At 47.4% G+C, this 17,209-nt stretch carries 17 protein-coding genes; 13 read left to right on the top strand and 4 right to left on the bottom strand.

Annotation, left to right across the window (positions count from 1 at the left end; translation table 11 throughout):
* Positions 1–5 precede the first annotated feature (5 nt).
* From K6Y21_RS11915 to K6Y21_RS11895, 5 genes are all read left to right on the top strand, one after another.
* Complete coding sequence (locus K6Y21_RS11915; RefSeq protein WP_233072073.1) at positions 6–602, top strand: sugar O-acetyltransferase; 597 nt, start codon at positions 6–8, stop codon at positions 600–602.
* Complete coding sequence (locus K6Y21_RS11910; RefSeq protein ID WP_233072072.1) at positions 592–1,149, top strand: YceB family lipoprotein; 558 nt, start codon at positions 592–594, stop codon at positions 1,147–1,149. Before K6Y21_RS11915 ends, K6Y21_RS11910 begins: the two co-directional genes overlap by 11 nt.
* A 24-nt stretch (positions 1,150–1,173) precedes the next feature.
* On the top strand, positions 1,174–2,328 hold the full coding sequence (locus K6Y21_RS11905) for a sugar diacid recognition domain-containing protein (protein ID WP_233072071.1): 1,155 nt from the start codon (positions 1,174–1,176) through the stop codon (positions 2,326–2,328).
* Positions 2,329–2,465: 137 nt separating this feature from the next.
* Positions 2,466–3,731 (top strand): GntP family permease, encoded by a 1,266-nt coding sequence (locus K6Y21_RS11900; protein WP_233072070.1) that lies wholly within the window; start codon positions 2,466–2,468, stop codon positions 3,729–3,731.
* Positions 3,732–3,757: 26 nt separating this feature from the next.
* Positions 3,758–4,903 (top strand): glycerate kinase, encoded by a 1,146-nt coding sequence (locus K6Y21_RS11895; protein ID WP_233072069.1) that lies wholly within the window; start codon positions 3,758–3,760, stop codon positions 4,901–4,903.
* 63 nt (positions 4,904–4,966) lie between these two features.
* Here K6Y21_RS11895 and K6Y21_RS11890 read toward each other — a convergent pair whose 3' ends face one another.
* On the bottom strand, positions 4,967–5,860 hold the full coding sequence (locus K6Y21_RS11890) for a coiled-coil domain-containing protein (protein WP_233072068.1): 894 nt from the start codon (positions 5,858–5,860) through the stop codon (positions 4,967–4,969).
* A gap of 83 nt (positions 5,861–5,943) precedes the next feature.
* Here K6Y21_RS11890 and K6Y21_RS11885 point away from each other — a divergent pair, with 83 nt between their 5' ends.
* From K6Y21_RS11885 to K6Y21_RS11875, 3 genes are all read left to right on the top strand, one after another.
* Positions 5,944–6,408 (top strand): chemotaxis protein CheX, encoded by a 465-nt coding sequence (locus K6Y21_RS11885; protein ID WP_233072067.1) that lies wholly within the window; start codon positions 5,944–5,946, stop codon positions 6,406–6,408.
* A 4-nt stretch (positions 6,409–6,412) separates the two neighbouring features.
* Positions 6,413–7,297, top strand: coding sequence for a response regulator (locus K6Y21_RS11880; RefSeq protein ID WP_233072066.1), 885 nt, complete (start codon positions 6,413–6,415; stop codon positions 7,295–7,297).
* A gap of 181 nt (positions 7,298–7,478) precedes the next feature.
* Entirely contained in the window at positions 7,479–7,700 is a 222-nt protein-coding gene (locus K6Y21_RS11875) for a (2Fe-2S)-binding protein (protein ID WP_233072065.1), read from the top strand.
* A gap of 46 nt (positions 7,701–7,746) precedes the next feature.
* On the opposite strand, the gene K6Y21_RS11870 is transcribed toward K6Y21_RS11875, so the two are convergent.
* The 3 genes from K6Y21_RS11870 to K6Y21_RS11860 all read right to left on the bottom strand — a co-directional run bounded on the left by K6Y21_RS11870 (position 7,747) and on the right by K6Y21_RS11860 (position 11,547).
* Entirely contained in the window at positions 7,747–8,436 is a 690-nt protein-coding gene (locus K6Y21_RS11870) for a flagellin (protein WP_233072064.1), read from the bottom strand.
* A 425-nt stretch (positions 8,437–8,861) separates the two neighbouring features.
* A complete protein-coding gene (locus tag K6Y21_RS11865; protein ID WP_233072063.1) occupies positions 8,862–10,391 on the bottom strand; it encodes a COG3650 family protein in 1,530 nt (509 codons plus the stop codon).
* A gap of 133 nt (positions 10,392–10,524) precedes the next feature.
* A complete protein-coding gene (locus K6Y21_RS11860) occupies positions 10,525–11,547 on the bottom strand; it encodes an alpha/beta fold hydrolase (RefSeq protein WP_233072062.1) in 1,023 nt (340 codons plus the stop codon).
* Positions 11,548–11,620: 73 nt separating this feature from the next.
* Here K6Y21_RS11860 and K6Y21_RS11855 point away from each other — a divergent pair, with 73 nt between their 5' ends.
* From K6Y21_RS11855 to K6Y21_RS11835, 5 genes are all read left to right on the top strand, one after another.
* A complete protein-coding gene (locus tag K6Y21_RS11855; protein ID WP_233072061.1) occupies positions 11,621–12,514 on the top strand; it encodes a DMT family transporter in 894 nt (297 codons plus the stop codon).
* Positions 12,515–12,527: 13 nt separating this feature from the next.
* Positions 12,528–13,151, top strand: coding sequence for a homoserine/homoserine lactone efflux protein (gene rhtB / locus K6Y21_RS11850; RefSeq protein ID WP_233072060.1), 624 nt, complete (start codon positions 12,528–12,530; stop codon positions 13,149–13,151).
* 91 nt (positions 13,152–13,242) lie between these two features.
* Positions 13,243–14,148, top strand: a complete 906-nt coding sequence (locus K6Y21_RS11845) for an AAA family ATPase (protein WP_233072059.1) — start codon at positions 13,243–13,245, stop codon at positions 14,146–14,148.
* 10 nt (positions 14,149–14,158) lie between these two features.
* On the top strand, positions 14,159–15,136 hold the full coding sequence (locus tag K6Y21_RS11840) for a DUF58 domain-containing protein (protein WP_233072058.1): 978 nt from the start codon (positions 14,159–14,161) through the stop codon (positions 15,134–15,136).
* Positions 15,136–17,124 carry a transglutaminase TgpA family protein gene (locus tag K6Y21_RS11835; protein ID WP_233072057.1) on the top strand — a complete coding sequence of 663 codons (1,989 nt, stop codon included), beginning with the start codon at positions 15,136–15,138 and terminating at the stop codon, positions 17,122–17,124. The genes K6Y21_RS11840 and K6Y21_RS11835 overlap by 1 nt, the downstream gene beginning before the upstream one ends.
* Positions 17,125–17,209 lie beyond the last annotated feature (85 nt).

Raw genomic sequence — 17,209 nt, 5'->3', positions numbered from 1 at the left:
TGAGCATGACCGAGCTAGAAAAGATGCAGCGGGGGGAACGCTTTGATCCCCGCGATCAAGAGATCCAAGCCCTACGCCAACAAACCTTTACTCTTTTACAGCAATTTAATCGTACCTTTTCCGACAAAGGCCGTAGCCTAGCGAAAAAGCTGTTCAAACAGATAGGCGCAAGATCGGTGATCTCGCAGCCTTTTCTTTGTGAATTTGGTAAAACCATCAGTATTGGCGACAACTGCTTTATCAATATGGGCGTGACCATGTTAGATAATGCACCCATTACCTTAGGTAACCATGTGTTAGTGGGGCCCGCTTGCCAGTTTTACACCGCTTCCCATCCGCTCGATTATCAAGGTCGGCGTGCTTGGCAATTTAGTTGCCAGCCGATCGTCGTTGAAGATGATGTTTGGATTGGTGGCAATGTGGTGATTTGCCAAGGGGTGACGATAGGGGCACGGGCTGTGATTGCGGCAGGTGCGGTGGTGACGAAAGACGTGCCGCCCGATAGCCTCGTTGGCGGCAATCCGGCTAAATTAATTCGCTCTTTAGTGGATAAAAAGCGCGAAAATGATCAATCAATTAATAGGATAAAAAATGAAGACTAGCTTGTTAAAATCTTTGGTGATAGTGGCTGTACTTAGCGTGGTCGCAGGCTGTAGCCAAACCTATTCCTTGTCTGAGCAAGAAGTGGCGGGCTATATCAACGAAAAGGTAGGCTATAAGCACGAAGAGGGGATCCCGGGGATCTTATATGTTAAAGCCGAGCTAGGCCAAATTGAGGTCAGTTTAGGTCGCAATAATAGTCAAGCCATTCAAGTCTCGGGTACGTCAAAATTGGAGCTGCAAAACCCCATTAGGCCTTTTACTGGCAAGGTGACAGTGGATTTTAGTGCTAAGCCCTGGTACAGCGAGAAAGAAGGGGCAGTGTATTTAAAAGAGGTGGCCTTACAACAAGTGAGAACCGAGCCGGCGGACTTTGGTAATGAAATCGCTAAGTTGATCCCTCAGGTATCGCAAGCGCTGCAATTGTTTTTACAAACTCAGCCTATTTATGTGTTGGATGAGCAAGACAGTACCGAAGCCTTGATCAAAAAAGTGGGTAAAGAAATTAAGATTAAGCCGGGCAAAATTGAGTTTGTGATGGGCTTATAGCGCTTGCAAGATGAGGAATAACTGTTGGAAATAAATGCGTTTACCGCAAGGCAAATTGTCGAGCGAACCATGAAAATTATCCCTCATTCGGTGAATGTGATGGACTCATTTGGTTGCATTATTGGCTCCGGCGATCCTGCACGATTGCAACAAAAACATGAGGGCGCCAAGTTGGCTATTACCGAGCGCCGAGTGGTGGAAATAGACAGTGCCACCGCAGCCAATTTAAAAGGGGTTAAACCCGGTATTAACCTGCCGATTATCTACCTAGATAAAGTGGTGGGGGTCATCGGTGTGTCGGGAGAGCCTGAGCAAGTTCGCCAGTATGCTGAGCTGGTTAAAATGACGGCCGAGCTGATTGTTGAGCAAGCGGATCTGATGTCTCAGGTGCAATGGAATAAACGCCACCGTGAAGAGTTAGTGCTGCAGCTCATTGATAATGCCCCCGTCAATGTAGATCAAATGACCTCGGTGGCGGCGCGCTTGCAAATTGATTTGGATAAGCCGCGGATAGCGACCATTTTTAAAGTGATCCCAGATAAGGACACGGCTTTCTCACTGGAGCACTTGCAACAGTTAGTGCAATTGCTTGAATACCCTGAGCGGGATAACTTGGTGGGCATTTTATCTGTTTCTAACAATGAGGTGGTGGTACTCAAGCCCATCGCGCTCAATGCGTCTGGATGGTCACAGCAAGCTGAGCGCAAGCGCATTAACCAATTATTAAAGCGTATTAACCAGCTGGGTAAGTTCACCATTAAAATGGCCCTAGGAGATTACTTTCCTGGGCTGACAGGGTTGGCCCAATCCTTTGAAACGGCGCGCTTAACCCTAGATGCATTAAGTGGTGAGCAGGGGGGCGTGTTTTTTTATCAAGATCATAAATTACCGGTTTTACTTAGCTCTCTCTTGGCTGAGCCATGGAAAGCAGCACAAATTCGTGAGCCTTATGACTTACTTTGCCATCAAGATCCCAAGCAAGTGCTGCTTAGAACATTAATCGCGTATTTTCAGCAAGATTGCGACTTGAATCACACCTGTGAAGCGTTGCATATTCACAGAAATACCTTGAGGTACCGATTAGACAAGGTGGAACAAATAACATCCTTAAATATCAATAGTATATCTGGTAAATTGCACCTTTATTTGGCGATAAAGTTGTTCGCGATGAGAGGCTAAATAGATATGGTTTTGTGCGTTTGCACAATTTTCCCGATTGTTAAGGCGCAATATTCGTCACTATACCTAAAGATTAATTTATAACCCGTTCTTATAGTGTGCCTATTCCTAAAAGTCATCTGAAATAGGCAAACGCTATGATAGAAGTATCTACCCTTGGCGCGCTTTCGGCATTGGTTGTCGCGATTGCGCTTATATTGAAAAAAGTTCCGCCCGCATACGGCATGATCATCGGCGCATTAGTCGGTGGTGTGGTTGGGGGCGTATCGCTAACAGAAACAGTCGAGTTGATGATTGGCGGTGCGCAAGGCATTACCACTGCGGTATTACGTATTTTAGCCGCAGGCGTGTTGGCAGGGGTGTTGATTGAATCCGGTGCAGCTACTTCCATTGCCGAAACCATAGTGAAAAAAGTAGGCGAAACCCGCGCCTTGTTAGCCTTAGCATTAGCGACAATGATCTTAACCTCGGTAGGGGTGTTTGTTGATGTTGCTGTGATCACGGTTGCGCCGATTGCCTTAGCTATTGCACAACGTGCTGATCTGTCTAAGACGGCGATTCTGCTGGCCATGGTCGGCGGTGGTAAAGCCGGTAACGTGATGTCACCCAACCCGAACGCGATAGCCGCTGCTGACGCATTTAACGTGCCGTTAACCTCGGTGATGGCGGCGGGCATCATCCCCGGTATTTGTGGCATGACCTTGGCTTACTTCATTGCTAAACGTCTCAAGCACAAAGGCACTAAGGTCGCCGATCACGAAGTTGTATCGGTTGACCACAGTAAACTACCGCGCTTTGGTGCTGCTATCGTGGCGCCCCTTGTGGCGATTGCCTTACTGGCGCTACGCCCCATTGCAGATATCAGTGTTGACCCTCTCATTGCTTTGCCTTTAGGTGGCTTAATCGGTGCCGTGGTGATGGGCCGTTTTAAAGATGCGAATCATTTTGCGGTATCGGGTTTAGGTCGGATGGCGCCGGTTGCGGTGATGTTATTAGGTACAGGTACCCTAGCCGGTATCATTGCTAACTCAGGTCTAAAAGACGGTTTGATTGATGTGTTAACCAGCTCTGGCTTGCCATCTTACCTACTTGCGCCAATTTCGGGTGCCATGATGTCGTTAGCCACCGCTTCGACAACGGCCGGTACGGCGGTTGCGGCGAATGTCTTTAGCACGACCATTTTAGAACTTGGTGTGCCTGCATTGGCTGGCGCTGCGATGATCCACTCGGGTGCGACGGTACTTGATCATATGCCACATGGCAGCTTTTTCCATGCCACGGGTGGTGCCCTAAACATGGATATTCGTGAGCGTCTTAAAGTCATCCCTTATGAAACCGCGGTGGGTCTGATGATAGCGTTTGTTTCAACCATGATGTTTGGTGTGTTTGGCCTGTTCGTTTAAATTCTGAATAATTAAAGGTAACTGTTATGAAAATCATTATTGCTCCTGATTCGTTTAAAGAGAGCTTAACGGCCATGGAAGTTGCCAATGCGATAGAAAATGGATTTAAACAAGTGTTTGCCGATGCCCAGTACATTAAGTTGCCGATGGCCGATGGCGGTGAAGGCACGGTGCAATCGCTGGTGGATGCGACCCAAGGCAACATTGTTAATTGCCAAGTGAGTGGCCCTCTTGGTGAGCCTGTTGAGGCGTTTTACGGCTTGATGGGGGATGGCAATACCGCAATCATTGAAATGGCGGCGGCCTCGGGCTTGCATCTGGTGACTCCCGAGCAACGTAATCCTATGATCACTACAACCTTTGGTACGGGTGAGCTGATTAAAGCGGTGTTAGACAAAGGGGTTAAACACATTATTGTCGGTATCGGTGGCAGCGCCACCAATGATGGCGGTATTGGCATGGCTCAGGCTTTGGGTGCACGCTTTCTTGATGCAAACGGCAATGAGCTTGGCTATGGCGGCGGCGAACTGAATAAGCTTGCCAAGATTGATATCTCAGCCTTAGATGCCCGTTTACAAGATGTGCACCTAGAAGTGGCTTGCGATGTGGACAATCCCTTGTGTGGTGAAAAAGGCGCTTCTCGTGTGTTTGGCCCACAAAAAGGGGCAACACCTGAAATGGTCGCTCAATTAGATGCTAACCTAAGCCACTATGGCGACCTTATTCAGCAGCAGTTAGGTGTTGATGTTAAGCCTATGGCTGGCGCCGGGGCGGCCGGCGGTTTGGGTGCAGCATTGCTAGGCTTGCTGGGCGCACAATTGCGCCCCGGTATTGATATTGTGATGGATGCGGTGAACCTAACGAACGTGGTTCGCGATGCAGATTTAGTTATCACCGGCGAAGGCCGTATTGATAGTCAAACTATTCATGGTAAAACCCCTATTGGGGTCGCGCGAGCCGCTAAGCAATTTAACTTGCCGGTCATTGGCATTGCGGGTTGTTTAGCCGATGATTGTGGTGTGGTACATGATCATGAACATGCCATCGACGCGGTGTTTGCTGTGGTCAATCGGGCGGTCGATTTGCCAACCGCATTAGCCGAAGCCAAGCAAAATATTGAGCTAACATCGCGCAATATTGCGGCTAGTTTGGGGTTGCTTAAGTTGAAATAAGTCTACAAAATTTAGCTGAAATCATGAGTGAAAGCCGTTATGCGTCATTATCATCACGGCTTTTTAGTTTGTCTTATCGCCCGCGGCTTCGATAAATTTTTGCTCTAACATGGCGTATTCATTTTTTGCGCGACTCAGTTCGGCGGCGAGATCGGTGGCGTCCCCTGCGTTTTCTACTATTTCTAAAAATTGTTTTTCGATAAAGTCTTTTTCTCGGACTACTCGGCTGATTTCATCTTGCAGTTCGCTTAACTGGGTTTGTAATGCGGTGGTATCCTCACCCTCGGGCTCCCTTTGTTGAAGACGTTCTAATTCTTGCTCTAGTGACGCGACGCTCATTTTATATTGATCGATATCTTGCTCGGCCGCGCGTAATTTCTCGCTGAGCTGTTGATTTTCAACACCAACAGCTTCGGCATGGGCTTCCATTTGCGCTTGTTCTTCGGCACTGGTAGTGGATTTATTGACGGCTTCTTCAAGCATTTTTTTCAATTTTTCTTCTTGCTCGTTGGCTTCTTTACTGAAGTTGTCAAACTTCAAATAGCTTTCATTAAGGGCGACTGTCATTTCATCTATGATTTCGCCAGACTCGGTGGCTTGTTGTTTTAGTTGGGTTATATGCTGGGTAATGTTGTCGTGGGTGCCCTTGGTTTCACTGGGTAGCTCCGAAATGGCGGCGATTTGTTTAATCAGCTTAATTTGGGCTTGATAGACTAAGGTTAATTTTTGGCTTTTTTGTTGGCTCTGCTTTAATGCCTTGATCAGGTCCTCAGGCGGCGCGCTGCTGCTTTGTTGGATACCTTGTTTGAGTTTGGCGATGGTGAGTTCGGCTTGCTCAAGTTGCGCCAACAGGGCCTTTTTACCTTGGCGTTGCCAGTAGTAGCCAATGCCGAGCACAATCAGAAAGAAGATTGCCATTTCAATAACAAAAATGGTCATAAAGTGGTCGTCTTGCATTGTGCTACTCTTGAATAATCAGCCAACTCAGGTCTTTTTAGCATAATGCATAAATACCGTTTTAGTCGACAGGGTCGTGATTTATGATCATTCAAGCCGAATTTGAAGCTGTTGTCGGTGAATGTTGGCAGCATTTTTGCGATATTAAGTCGCTACCTTTTGTTTTGTCTGAGTTGTTGCAGTGTCAGGATGCATTGGTGCTGGGGGCTTGGGTTGAATTTGTTAACAACCAACATGGGGTGGTCGTGCTGGCAAGCTCAGAGGTGGGCACTTGTTTAGCCCAGGCCATGTTTGGTGGCCACCGTGAGCGGTTAACGGCAAAACAGGTGACCGATGCCATGGGGGAAATCACCAACATTATCGCAGGCCATGTGAAAACAAAACTGGCGATGAGCGACAATATGGCCGCCCCCGTGAGCTTATCTAGGCAACAGATAGCGCATTGGATAGGAGAGGTGGAATCGGTATTGCCTTGTGCCTTATTAGTCAATGCTGAGCCGGTTTATGTTTTTTATAGTCCTTGCTTAAAGCAGCCATCACAGGAGTGATTTTATGAAAATTTTGATCGTCGATGACAGCAAAGCAATGCAGGCGATTGTTAAGCGTTCATTAAAAGCTTGTGGCTATGGTGGCTGTGATATGCAATTAGCATCCGATGGGGTAGAGGCCTTGGCCATTATTAAGCAGTGGCATCCGGATATTGTGTTATCAGATTGGTATATGCCGAAGATGACCGGGATTGAGTTATTAGCGGCGGTGAATAAAGCGCAATTAGATGTAAAAATTGGCTTTGTGACCTCAGAGACCGAGGCCGTCAAGATCCAGCAAGCGAAGCAGGCGGGTGCAAGGTTTGTGCTATCTAAGCCCTTTACTGATGAAGCCTTGTATCAAGCCATGTTGCCTTTATTAGATGAAGAAGATAACGAGGCGAGTGCCTCGCAAGATCGGCCTGAGCTGATTAGGCTGCCCAAAGTCGAGGCGATCCATACCATAGTGAACGCGTTTGCGCGTAAAGAGGTGTTGATTGAATCGGTGCCTAGCGGGCCGTTTCATAATCGTTGGTTACCTTGTTTTCTTGCTGTGTTTGTTGATCCGGCGAAAAGAGTGCGTGCGGTTGCCGTGGTTGACTTTGCAGGCTTGGCTATTTTGGCGGCGAGTATGGAAGGGCTTGACGATCCAAAATTGCGCGAAATAGTGAATAAGAAGGCGTTACCCAAGGCCATGATGGCGAATGTTAATCGGCTGTTTAAGGTGTTGGGCACTAACTTGCTTGACCCGAAAACAGGTGACTTTTTAGCGTTGCAGAGCATTAACTTTGCGGCTAAGTCGATGCCTAAGCTTGAGAAAATGTTTAATAAACCTAATCAAGAGCGGGTTGATGTTGAGTTGGCTGTGCTAGGGTATGGTCAAGGTTATCTCACTATCGTTTGTTCTTGAGGCCTCATTTTATCGCCGCATGACTGCGGCTCCCACAGGGGCTCGCACCCCATAACAGGCAGCTATTTCTAGCAAATTTATATCAAACTGCCATTGCCTTTGTAATTCTTGTTGTTAATCATTCTTATTTTGATTTATAATCTGCGTAGATTTTGAGCAAGTTATTGAAACAGGTTGAATTGTGTATATCTGCATTTGCAAAGGCATCACTGATAAAACCATCCGCCAAGCAGTGGCTGATGGTAAAACATTTAAGATGTTAAAACGTGAGCTAGGCTTAGCGACTCAGTGTGGAACCTGTATTGAAGCAGCGGTGACTGAATACCAACAAGCTTTATTAGCGGAGCAGGTTGCTGCTAGTGTTCGTCCTCATGAAGTTATTGCGGTGCAGCAAGTCGCATAAAAAAAGCGAGTCAGACTCGCTTTTTACATCTAAGGGGTGAGCCCTATTAACCCAAAATGTTGCCCATTGCTTTTTTCTCGTTCTCTTCTTTCTCTTTTTGTGCCCTTACGCTTGCTTCCAGTAGGGTTTCAGCCTTACTTTGGTCTGAGGTTACCCGTGCATAATCCGTGTCTTCGATGCGTGAGCGAGCGGCACTTTGATTTTCAAACGCACTGCTTAACTGTCTTTGGTAAGAATCCGACGCATTGATTTGTGCGCCAAGGTCGGTTTGTGATGAAAGCAACTGCTCTTGTGCGGCTTGGCCTGCCGCGAGGTTGTCATCCACACTTTGGGTGGTGACATTAATGGTATCGAGGCCAAGATCGCTCGCGTTATCTATGCCGGCAACTAGCTCGTCAATTTCTGCTTGGATGGCCCCGAGCTCTTGCTCGCCGTTTAATCCGTTACCGCTTGCCACAACCAATTCATTAATGCGTTGCACTGAGTCAGATGAATTCTGTAGGCCGCTGCTTTCTATATTGGCGATGGACTGGTTGTAGGTTTCGTTAGCATTAAGCTGAGCCGATTGGTTGATTTGTGATGTTAAGCGCTGACTAATAGAAAAGCCTGCAGCGTCGTCTGCGGCTGAATTGATACGGCGGCCACTGGCGAGCTTTTCGTTTTCTTCTTCCTCTTTTTTCTTCTGTTGGGAAATGATATTTGAAGAAAGAAAAGATGATGTTGAACCGATTTGCATGAGGCCTCCGAAAATAGCTTTGCTGACTAAATTATAGTCTATACCCAATCAACTTGAAAATGCATGTTTCAGAGCGCCACCGTGTTTTCAATACTAGGCACGCTAATGCAGGAATGTAGACACCTTCTAAATCAGCGTAACAACGTAGTGGAAGCGCGGTGGCGTTCCCAAAGGGCAAGTTTTACAGGCGTTTATGCCGCGTTATTGATTTTGATAAGGGGAACGTCATTACCAGCAATCAATGCCTTGCCTAAACGCCTGTAAATTCTTGCTGAAATCAAGCATATCCAGGTCGATTGGGTATATCTAATGCAATTTTCTTATATCAATTTGAGGCCAAAACAGCTTTTTTGCGCGGGATTGGTTATCAGGCAAGCGGCCTCCCTGAGCTTGAGGTGGACAGAGCTCAGGGAGCGTGGCGTTTGTTAGCGAATGGCGTACCAAGTACGTGGTTTACCATTGGCAAACAGCACGACACCCGTGCTGCGGTCGGGAGAGGTACTGCTAAGGTGTTTGCTGTTACCTGGGTAGCTAACGCCATTGTAGTAAAGGCTGCGCCAGTCACCGGCGACTTGGCTATATAAGGTTTGCCAATGATATTGCTGGCTTTGTCCTACTAGGATAGGGGCTGCAACATGCTCGGTTCGGCTGAGAAATTGGTAGCCTTTGCCCGTCCCTTCAAATACCAACATGACGCAGCCATGCTTGCTACACCAGTTCAGTTGCACGATGGCATCATCGATGCCATCGCCATTGAGGTCATACTTCACCGCGCTAAACTTGGTGTTAGCGGGAGAGGTGCGGTGATAGCGGAAGTATTCAGCAACGGCTTGTTGTATCTGACGATCTAACCCCGTTGGATTAATATTGGCTGGACTAAAACGACGTTGTTTAGGTTGTGCTTGTGGGGCACTTGCCAATATTTGTCCGCCTGACATCTTATCGAGTTGAAACACGCCGCCTTGATATTGTGTCACGATGCCCGCGTTATTGCTCTCGCTGGCGGTTAACGCGAGGCCTTCGCGGCTAAAGATGATCTCTTTGGCAATGGGCTTGCCAGCCGATTGCGTGAGAAACAAGGACACTTCAGTGGGATTATTGGATTTCCAAAAACCCGACTCAGTCTTTTTGCCTTGTTGGGTTTGGGTAACAAGGGTGGCGGAGTAGTCTTCATTAAGGGCTAAATCCATCACGGTTTGGCCATAATGAAGCTTATTCCCCATGTAGTTGCCAATAATGCTGGTGTCCACATCAGGCCATGCCGGCTCAGCACAACCTTGGTATTTGCCCCAAGCCGCATCCGCTTCGGCTTGGTAGCCCCAATAAACGCGCCCGTTATCACTGTAACAATGGCCAGGGTTAAGACGCAATTGCAGTACAAAGCCATTTTTTCCTACCGCTCGAATATTGTTGCGCTGGGTGGTTTCAAACTTGGAAAGGTTGATGTCGTACTTTTGGCTGCTGGATTGAGTGGTAAAGGTCAGGTTTTGACCGGCCACTAAGGTATTCCAAAATGGATTGTCACCCTTGGCTTTAAAATGGAATCCGGTTACGGCCTTGGTACATTGCGGCGAGGTTTTACTCAAGGCCATATGATGCACGCGATCGACCCGTATTGATGCGTCGGTTTGATTAGCCGAAGGCACAATTTCACCCGCAAACTCAACATAGGTTGGTTCAAATGAACGAGGTGAGATCTTATTGTAAATCATCTTAAGATCATCACCATAGGTTAATGGAAAGGCTTCTTCGAAGCCGCAGGGGGTAAACCAGGCTTCATTGTCACCGAGCGCCAGTTGGCCACGAAAGTTCGTTTCAAGTACTTGGCTAAAGGGGACTCGGGTTAAGGTTGCAGATTCTGTTGTAATAGGGGCTTGGGGTGCTGGTTGAGGCGATTGAGCACATGACCAAAGCACGGGCAATGAGAGCATGGTGAGCAATGAGCGATATTTCATTTTAGGTCCCTTTAGCCAATCCATTCATTTATAAATATTATTTGTTTGATTGTAACAAAGACAGCACGGAGCGAATTTCATTATTTGGGCTATTTTTGTGCGCTAGAGCAAAGAGTCGAAAATTTCCCAAGGTCTAATTAAGCAAGAAAAAATCTAATATCCAGTTGATGCTGGGCACACGATATTTGTCTCGTTCTACCAGCAGTTCATGTTTTGCATGGCCAATAATGATCGGCTCTTCATCAAAACAGGGGCGGCCTGCTTGCAATAAGTTTGCACAAAATTGGTTTTGACCTTCAGGGTTCACAATCGCATCAGCCGAAGCTTGTAATATGATCAAAGGCGTTGTGATGTTAGCTGCATGTTGGATTATGTATTCCGTGGCTAAAATCGCTTGGTTTAGCCACTGGTGAGTGACTCCGCCGAGTTGCACTTCGGGATGGGCCTGGTAGATTTGGCGAAAAAAGTGATAGCGCACTGAGCTTTGAGTGAGTTCATTTTCCTCAAAGGGGGTATTTTGGTAACCCCCTTGCCCAGGTGCAAATTGTGGCGCGCGGCGCATCATGGCATTGGAGCGGATCGCTGCATTGGTAATAGAGAGCGCCATTTTGGCGCTAAATGGGCCCAGATTAATATCAAACATCGGACTGCAAAATGCCGCTCGCTCGAAGCGCTGGGGGTGGTCCATCAGATATAAAGCCGCAATGGCACAGCCCATGGAGTGGGCGATTAAATAGGTGTGATGATAGCGGTCAAGGGACAATGCTTGATCAACCCAGTAGGCAAAGTCGGTAACATAATCTGAAAATTGCGCCACATGGCCTTGTTGAGGGTTATCAGTCATGCGCCCGGACAGGCCTTGGCCTCGATGGTCGATAATATAAACGTCAAACCCTTGCTGGGCTAGGTCGTAGCTGAGCTCTTGATATTTGATGTAGCTTTCGATACGCCCTGGGGATATGACAATGGCTCGGGTATGTTCAGGGCGGCAAATACGGGTGTAACAAATGCGCACGCCATCCACCCCAATAAACTCATCGGGGCGACTGAATTGACGCCAAAAAGGGCCGATATGGCTGGCGTATTTCTCTGGTAGTTCGGACTCAAGGGTTAATTGATATTTGTTGTTATAGGCCACGTTATTCTGCTGTGTCATCATCGCTCATATGATGTTAAGTTTACGTTAGTTTTTCTTACTTTACCGATCAAAATCCCACTAGGGGGTTAATTTGTTACCATCAGCTTACCTACTACCCGCTTTATCGGCTTTATTTTGGTCGGGTAATTTCGTCTTTGCTCGCTATGTCGCCAGCGACATACCTCCCATCGCGTTAGCTTATTGGCGTTGGACTTTGGCCATGTGCCTGATTTTACCTTTTACTATCAAGCCGATTTGGCGTCAGCGGCATTTGATTAAAACCCATTGGCTGAAGTTATGTCTACTATCAACGGTCGGTGTGGCTGGGTTTAATACCTGTGTTTACTTAGGCTTGCAAACAACAACCGCGACCAATGGCTTGCTTATTAATTCGATGATCCCCATTTTAATTATCCTTTGCTCGTTAGCCCTAGGGGTAAAAATTCGCTTGATGCAAGGGCTTGGTGTTTTGACTTCCTTACTTGGGGTTATTTTTTTAGTTTGTCATGGCGAGCTCGAACGGCTATATCAGTTATCGATAAATACGGGTGATCTATGGGTATTGTTGGCCGCCCTGTTATGGGCCATCTATTCTATTGGCTTAAAGGTTAAACCGGCCGAGTTGTCGGCGATGGCTTTTCTTGGCTTTAGCATTAGTGTGGGCAGTTTAGTACTCAGTCCTATTTATTGGCTTAACTGGGCTGGCGAGCCTGCTTGGCAACTTAGCTGGCAAAATGGCAGTGCGGTGGTGTATACCGCGGTGTTTGCCTCCTTGGTTGCTTATTTTTGTTGGAACCAAGGCGTTAAGTTGGTGGGTGCCAGTATGGCAGGTCAGTTTATTCACCTGATGCCAGTGTTCGGTACCGTGCTTGCGGTGGCTTTTATTGGTGAGCAGTTGGCCTGGTTTCAGTTGATTGGCGCCATGGCCATTGGCTCGGGCATTTATCTTTCTTTGCGGCAAACTAAGCCCATCAAGCCATCCTAGCTTTGGAGCTAATATGACATTTGACGTATGGTTAGCCTATGTGGTGGCGGGGTTGTTCCTGAGTATCTCGCCGGGAGCGGGGGCGGTTAACACCATGGCCAGCGCCATGAATCAGGGTTTTCGTCGGTCTCTTGCTTCTATTTTTGGGTTGCAAGTGGGGCTTATCTTACTGTTTGCCTTGGTTGCGGTTGGACTAGGCGCTGTGGTGGCGCAATCGAGTTTGCTGTTTAATCTGATTAAATGGGCAGGGGTGGCCTATCTCATCTATTTAGGCGTCATGAAATTTCGTGAACAGGGCTCCCTCAATGTGGAGCAGTTACAAGGGACGCCTAAATCTTTGCGCAGCCTGTTTACATACGCCATGCTGGTTAATATCACTAACCCTAAAAGCATCGTTTTTTTACTGGCTCTGCTGCCTCAGTTTATTGACCCCCATGCCCCGCAGGCGCCGCAATTTTTGATCTTGGCTGCCACGTCGGTCGTTATCGATACTTGGGTCATGTTAGGGTACGCCTTACTGGCCACGCGATTATCGGTGCTGATTAAAAGCGACAAACACATGCGCTTACAAAACCGCATTTTTGGCGGCCTGTTTATCGGGGCAGGCTCTTTATTAGCTGCGACAAGTCACAAATAGTACGTTTTAATCCAGAGGCTTAGCGCTAAAAAGGTGTCTTTTTATCTGGCTATTGCTATGGTTGATACTCCCTGTTTTGGAAAGCAAGTTTATGAGAAATACCGTCGCTCCTATTTTATCTCAGTTAAATCAAGTCGTGTTAGGCAAAGAGCAGCAAGTCGAGTTGGCCTTGGTATGTATTTTGGCTGGGGGACACTTATTAATTGAAGATTTACCCGGCATGGGCAAAACCACGTTAGCTCAGGGTTTAGCGACCACCTTAGGACTGAGCTATCACAGGGTGCAATTTACCAGTGATATGTTGCCAGCCGATATTTTGGGGGTATCTATTTTTGACCCACAGCAGCAGGCATTTCATTTCCACAAAGGCCCTATCTTTAACCAAGTATTATTGGCTGATGAAATAAACCGTGCCAGCCCAAAAACACAAAGCGCACTGCTTGAGGCGATGGCTGAGCAACAAATCAGTATCGACAGTGAAACCTATGCGTTACCTGAACCCTTTTTCGTTATCGCAACGCAAAACCCACTCGACCAAGCGGGGACATTTCCGCTACCTGAATCTCAGTTAGATAGGTTTATGATGCGTATCGAGCTGGGCTTTCCTGACCCTAAGGCTGAACTAGCCATGCTACAAGGCCAACAATTTAGTGAGGTCACTAAGGTGATTGATGTGGCGCAACTGTTGCTGATGCAACAACAAGTGAAAGCCGTGAGCGCCAGTGAGTCGGTACTCAATTATTTGTTACGTTTAATTGGCCACAGTCGTTATAACGCCACTTATCCCAACCCTTTATCACCGCGTTGCAGTAAGACATTGTTGCAAGCGGCCAAGGCTAAAGCCTGGGTTGCAGGACGCGATTATTTGTTACCCGATGATGTGCAAGCGGTATTTCCGGCGGTAGCGGATCACCGTTTAGGCTTGCTAGGTGGCCCTCAAGCCAGTGGCGCGGCGTTAAGCGAAACCTTATTGCATGCGGTTGATCCTTTGGTCTAAGGGGGAATCATTGCAGACTCACCAATGGTTTAGCTCGCGCTTCGAACGATGGCTTCAGCGCCACGTTCCTGCTCGCTCGCATATCGTACTTAATCGTAAAAACCTATTTATCTTACCGACTTGGTTCGGTGTCACTTACTTAGTGACGTGTTTTACCTTGTTTCTATTGGGCACTAATTACCAAAATAACTTGATCCTGTTTTTATCCTTTTTGTTATCTAGTGTGTTTGTTAGTTGTTTGTTGTTAAGCCATAAGAATATGTCTGGATTAGCGCTGGAAGCCGCTGAGCCCGAGCCGCAATTTGCTGAGCAGGTGATGGCGTTCCCCGTTAAGATCCAACACAGCGCAGAGCAAGGACAATTTTATTTTAGTCTGCAAAAACAGCCCCATGTCCTTGACCCCGTGATTAAGGGGCAGCAGGTTGTGGTGTATGCAAAGGCGTGCCATCGAGGCTACTTTAAGCCTGGCCGCTTAACCGTTTACAGCTTGTTTCCGTTGGGGTTATTTAGAGTATGGAGCCATGTTGATCTCGGCTGGCAAGGCTTGGTTTACCCTAAGCCCATTGAGACAAACCTGGTATTAGACAGTGACGCAGGTGATCAGCAAGGGGATTTAGGGCGCAGTCGCGCCAAGGCCGGGTTTGATGAGTTTGCTGGGTTAAAAACCTATCAAGTCGGAGAATCACTTAAATCTGTGGCTTGGAAGCAACTCGCGCAAGGCAGAGGTTGGCATAGCAAGGCGTTTGAACAAGCCCAAGGAGCCCCCGTTTGGTTAACTCTCAATGAGCAAACCGGACGAGATTTAGAAACTAAGCTGAGCCAGTTAACGTCGCAAGTATTACAACTTGATGAGCAAAATGCCTTGTATGGATTACGCTTATCTGGGCAAAACATTACACCTGCGCAAGGCCCTAGCCATAAGCTAGCATGCTTAACCGCCTTGGCCACTTATGGCCTTACAGCGCCAACTAAGGCTGGGGTTAACTAATGGAGACATTTCTTAAGCGTCACCATTTACTGCTGATCTTACTTTGTTATTTCACCACGACGTTTTCTTTATTTGCGCAAATTCACTGGTTGATTTTTGTGCTGGCGTTGTTATGCATTGGTTGGCGATTAGGAATTTACTTTGGTCGCTTGGCCGCGCCTTCGGTGATGGTTAATCGCTTGGCTGCCATCTTGGGCGCGGCCTTGCTCATGGGCGTGGTATTTAGCCAAGGCTTATTTAGCGCCATGATGCACCTGATTGTGCTGGGCTATACCTTAAAGTTTTTGGAGTTGAGTGCTCGGCGCGATATCAATGTGTTTATTTGCACCGGATTGGTGCTGGTGGCCGTGTTCTATGTCTTTGAGACGTCTATCTTAATGGCGCTTTGGGGGATGGTGTTAGCGGTACTGCATTTGGCTCTAGCAATGAGTTTATACAGTGCTCATCTTAGTCAACATCGTCAAGCTAAATACTTAGGCCGGTTAGTACTGGTCAGTTTGCCTCTCGCTTTATTGTTGTTTTTATTGCTGCCTCGATTGCCGCCGATGTGGAAATTGCCACTGCAAAATCAAGCCAAAACGGGGCTTTCTGATACGGTTAATCCTGGGGATATCGCTGAGCTAAGCCGGTCCAGTGAGCTTGCCTTTAGGGCCAGTTTTGCAGCCGAGGTGCCTGCCCCTAATGAACGTTATTGGCGGGTAATGACCTTAGATCAATATCAGGGCAACCAATGGTCGCAAAGCCAATCCATCAAAAATGCCATTGATGTGGCTCAGCGTGGTGGCCATTTCAATATTGAAATGCAAGGTGTCATGCAAGCCTATGAGCTCATACTTGAGCCCAGTTATCAAACTTGGGTGCCTAGTTTAGCGGTGAGCCAAGGCCGAGCGAATCGGGCGAACCTGATGGCTAATTATACCCTGCGCAATGAAATCCCTATTGGCCAGCGTACCATGTTGCGGTTGCAACAGTTTGCCGATACCAAGATGCATTACATTGATTTAACCATGGCACGACAAAATACCTTATTGCCCAACACAGGTAACGAGCAAACTCGCGCTTGGGCTGCGCAGCTTGCGGCGCAATCGGGTTCAACCCAGCAAAAAATTAACCAAGTTTTACAGCGCTTTACTGGTGAGCGATTTAGCTACACCCTAAAGCCACCGCCGTTAGGGCCTCAGCAAATTGATGACTTTCTATTTGGTACTCAGGCGGGGTTTTGTGTGCATTACGCAGGTAGCTTTGTCTACATTATGCGTTTATTGGGAATCCCTGCACGTATGGTCACCGGCTATCAAGGCGGTGAATGGGACCCTGAAGGCGGCTTTCTGACGGTGCGCCAATACGATGCCCATGCTTGGGCCGAAGTTTACCTTGATGGCCGTTGGCAGCGCTTTGATCCAACTGCGTTTGTGGCTCCAGAGCGAGTAGAGCAAGGGCTTGAACTGGCGCTTCCTAACGAGTTTTTAGCCGATGACCCATTGAGCTTACTCAAGCTTCGTAGCAATCCTATGTTGAATCAGCTTTATCTGGCGATGGCGCAGTTTGACTATTTATGGGCGGTTTGGGTATTAAATTACGATAATCAAAAGCAATTCGAATTGATCAAACGTTGGTTTGGTGAGGTGGATTTCTTTGGCCAAATTTGGCTCTTTATTGGCTTATTTGTCGCCACTATCGTATTCATGTTGTTGTGGCATTTAAAACCTTGGCAACGCGTTCGCTTAAGCGTTGAAGACAAGCTTTTGCTGCGTTTACAAAAACGATTTAAGGCGAATGTTGGTGAGCGTCAGCAAGGCGAAACCGTCACGGATTATTGTCTAAGGTTACGAGAAGAAGCGGATTTTTCTCCTCAGCTAGCCGCGCAACAGCGGGCTAATTTACTTAAATTTGCCCAGTGTTATAACGCCCTAAAATATGCGCCATTAAGGGAACAACAGAGACAAGAGACCCTTGACCAACTACGACAGTTGTTGCGAGGGATTTAGGTGCTTTTACAGCTTGCTTAACTTTAAGGTGCTTTTACAGCTTGCTTAACTTTAAGTAGAATGGCGAAAAATTAACAACAAGGCG

It is taken from the genome of Motilimonas eburnea (assembly GCF_021295345.1).
Lineage (GTDB): Bacteria > Pseudomonadota > Gammaproteobacteria > Enterobacterales > CBDFNC01 > Motilimonas > Motilimonas eburnea.
Note: the sequence above shows the minus strand (reverse complement) of the source record. Positions and strands in the feature narration are given on the sequence as shown.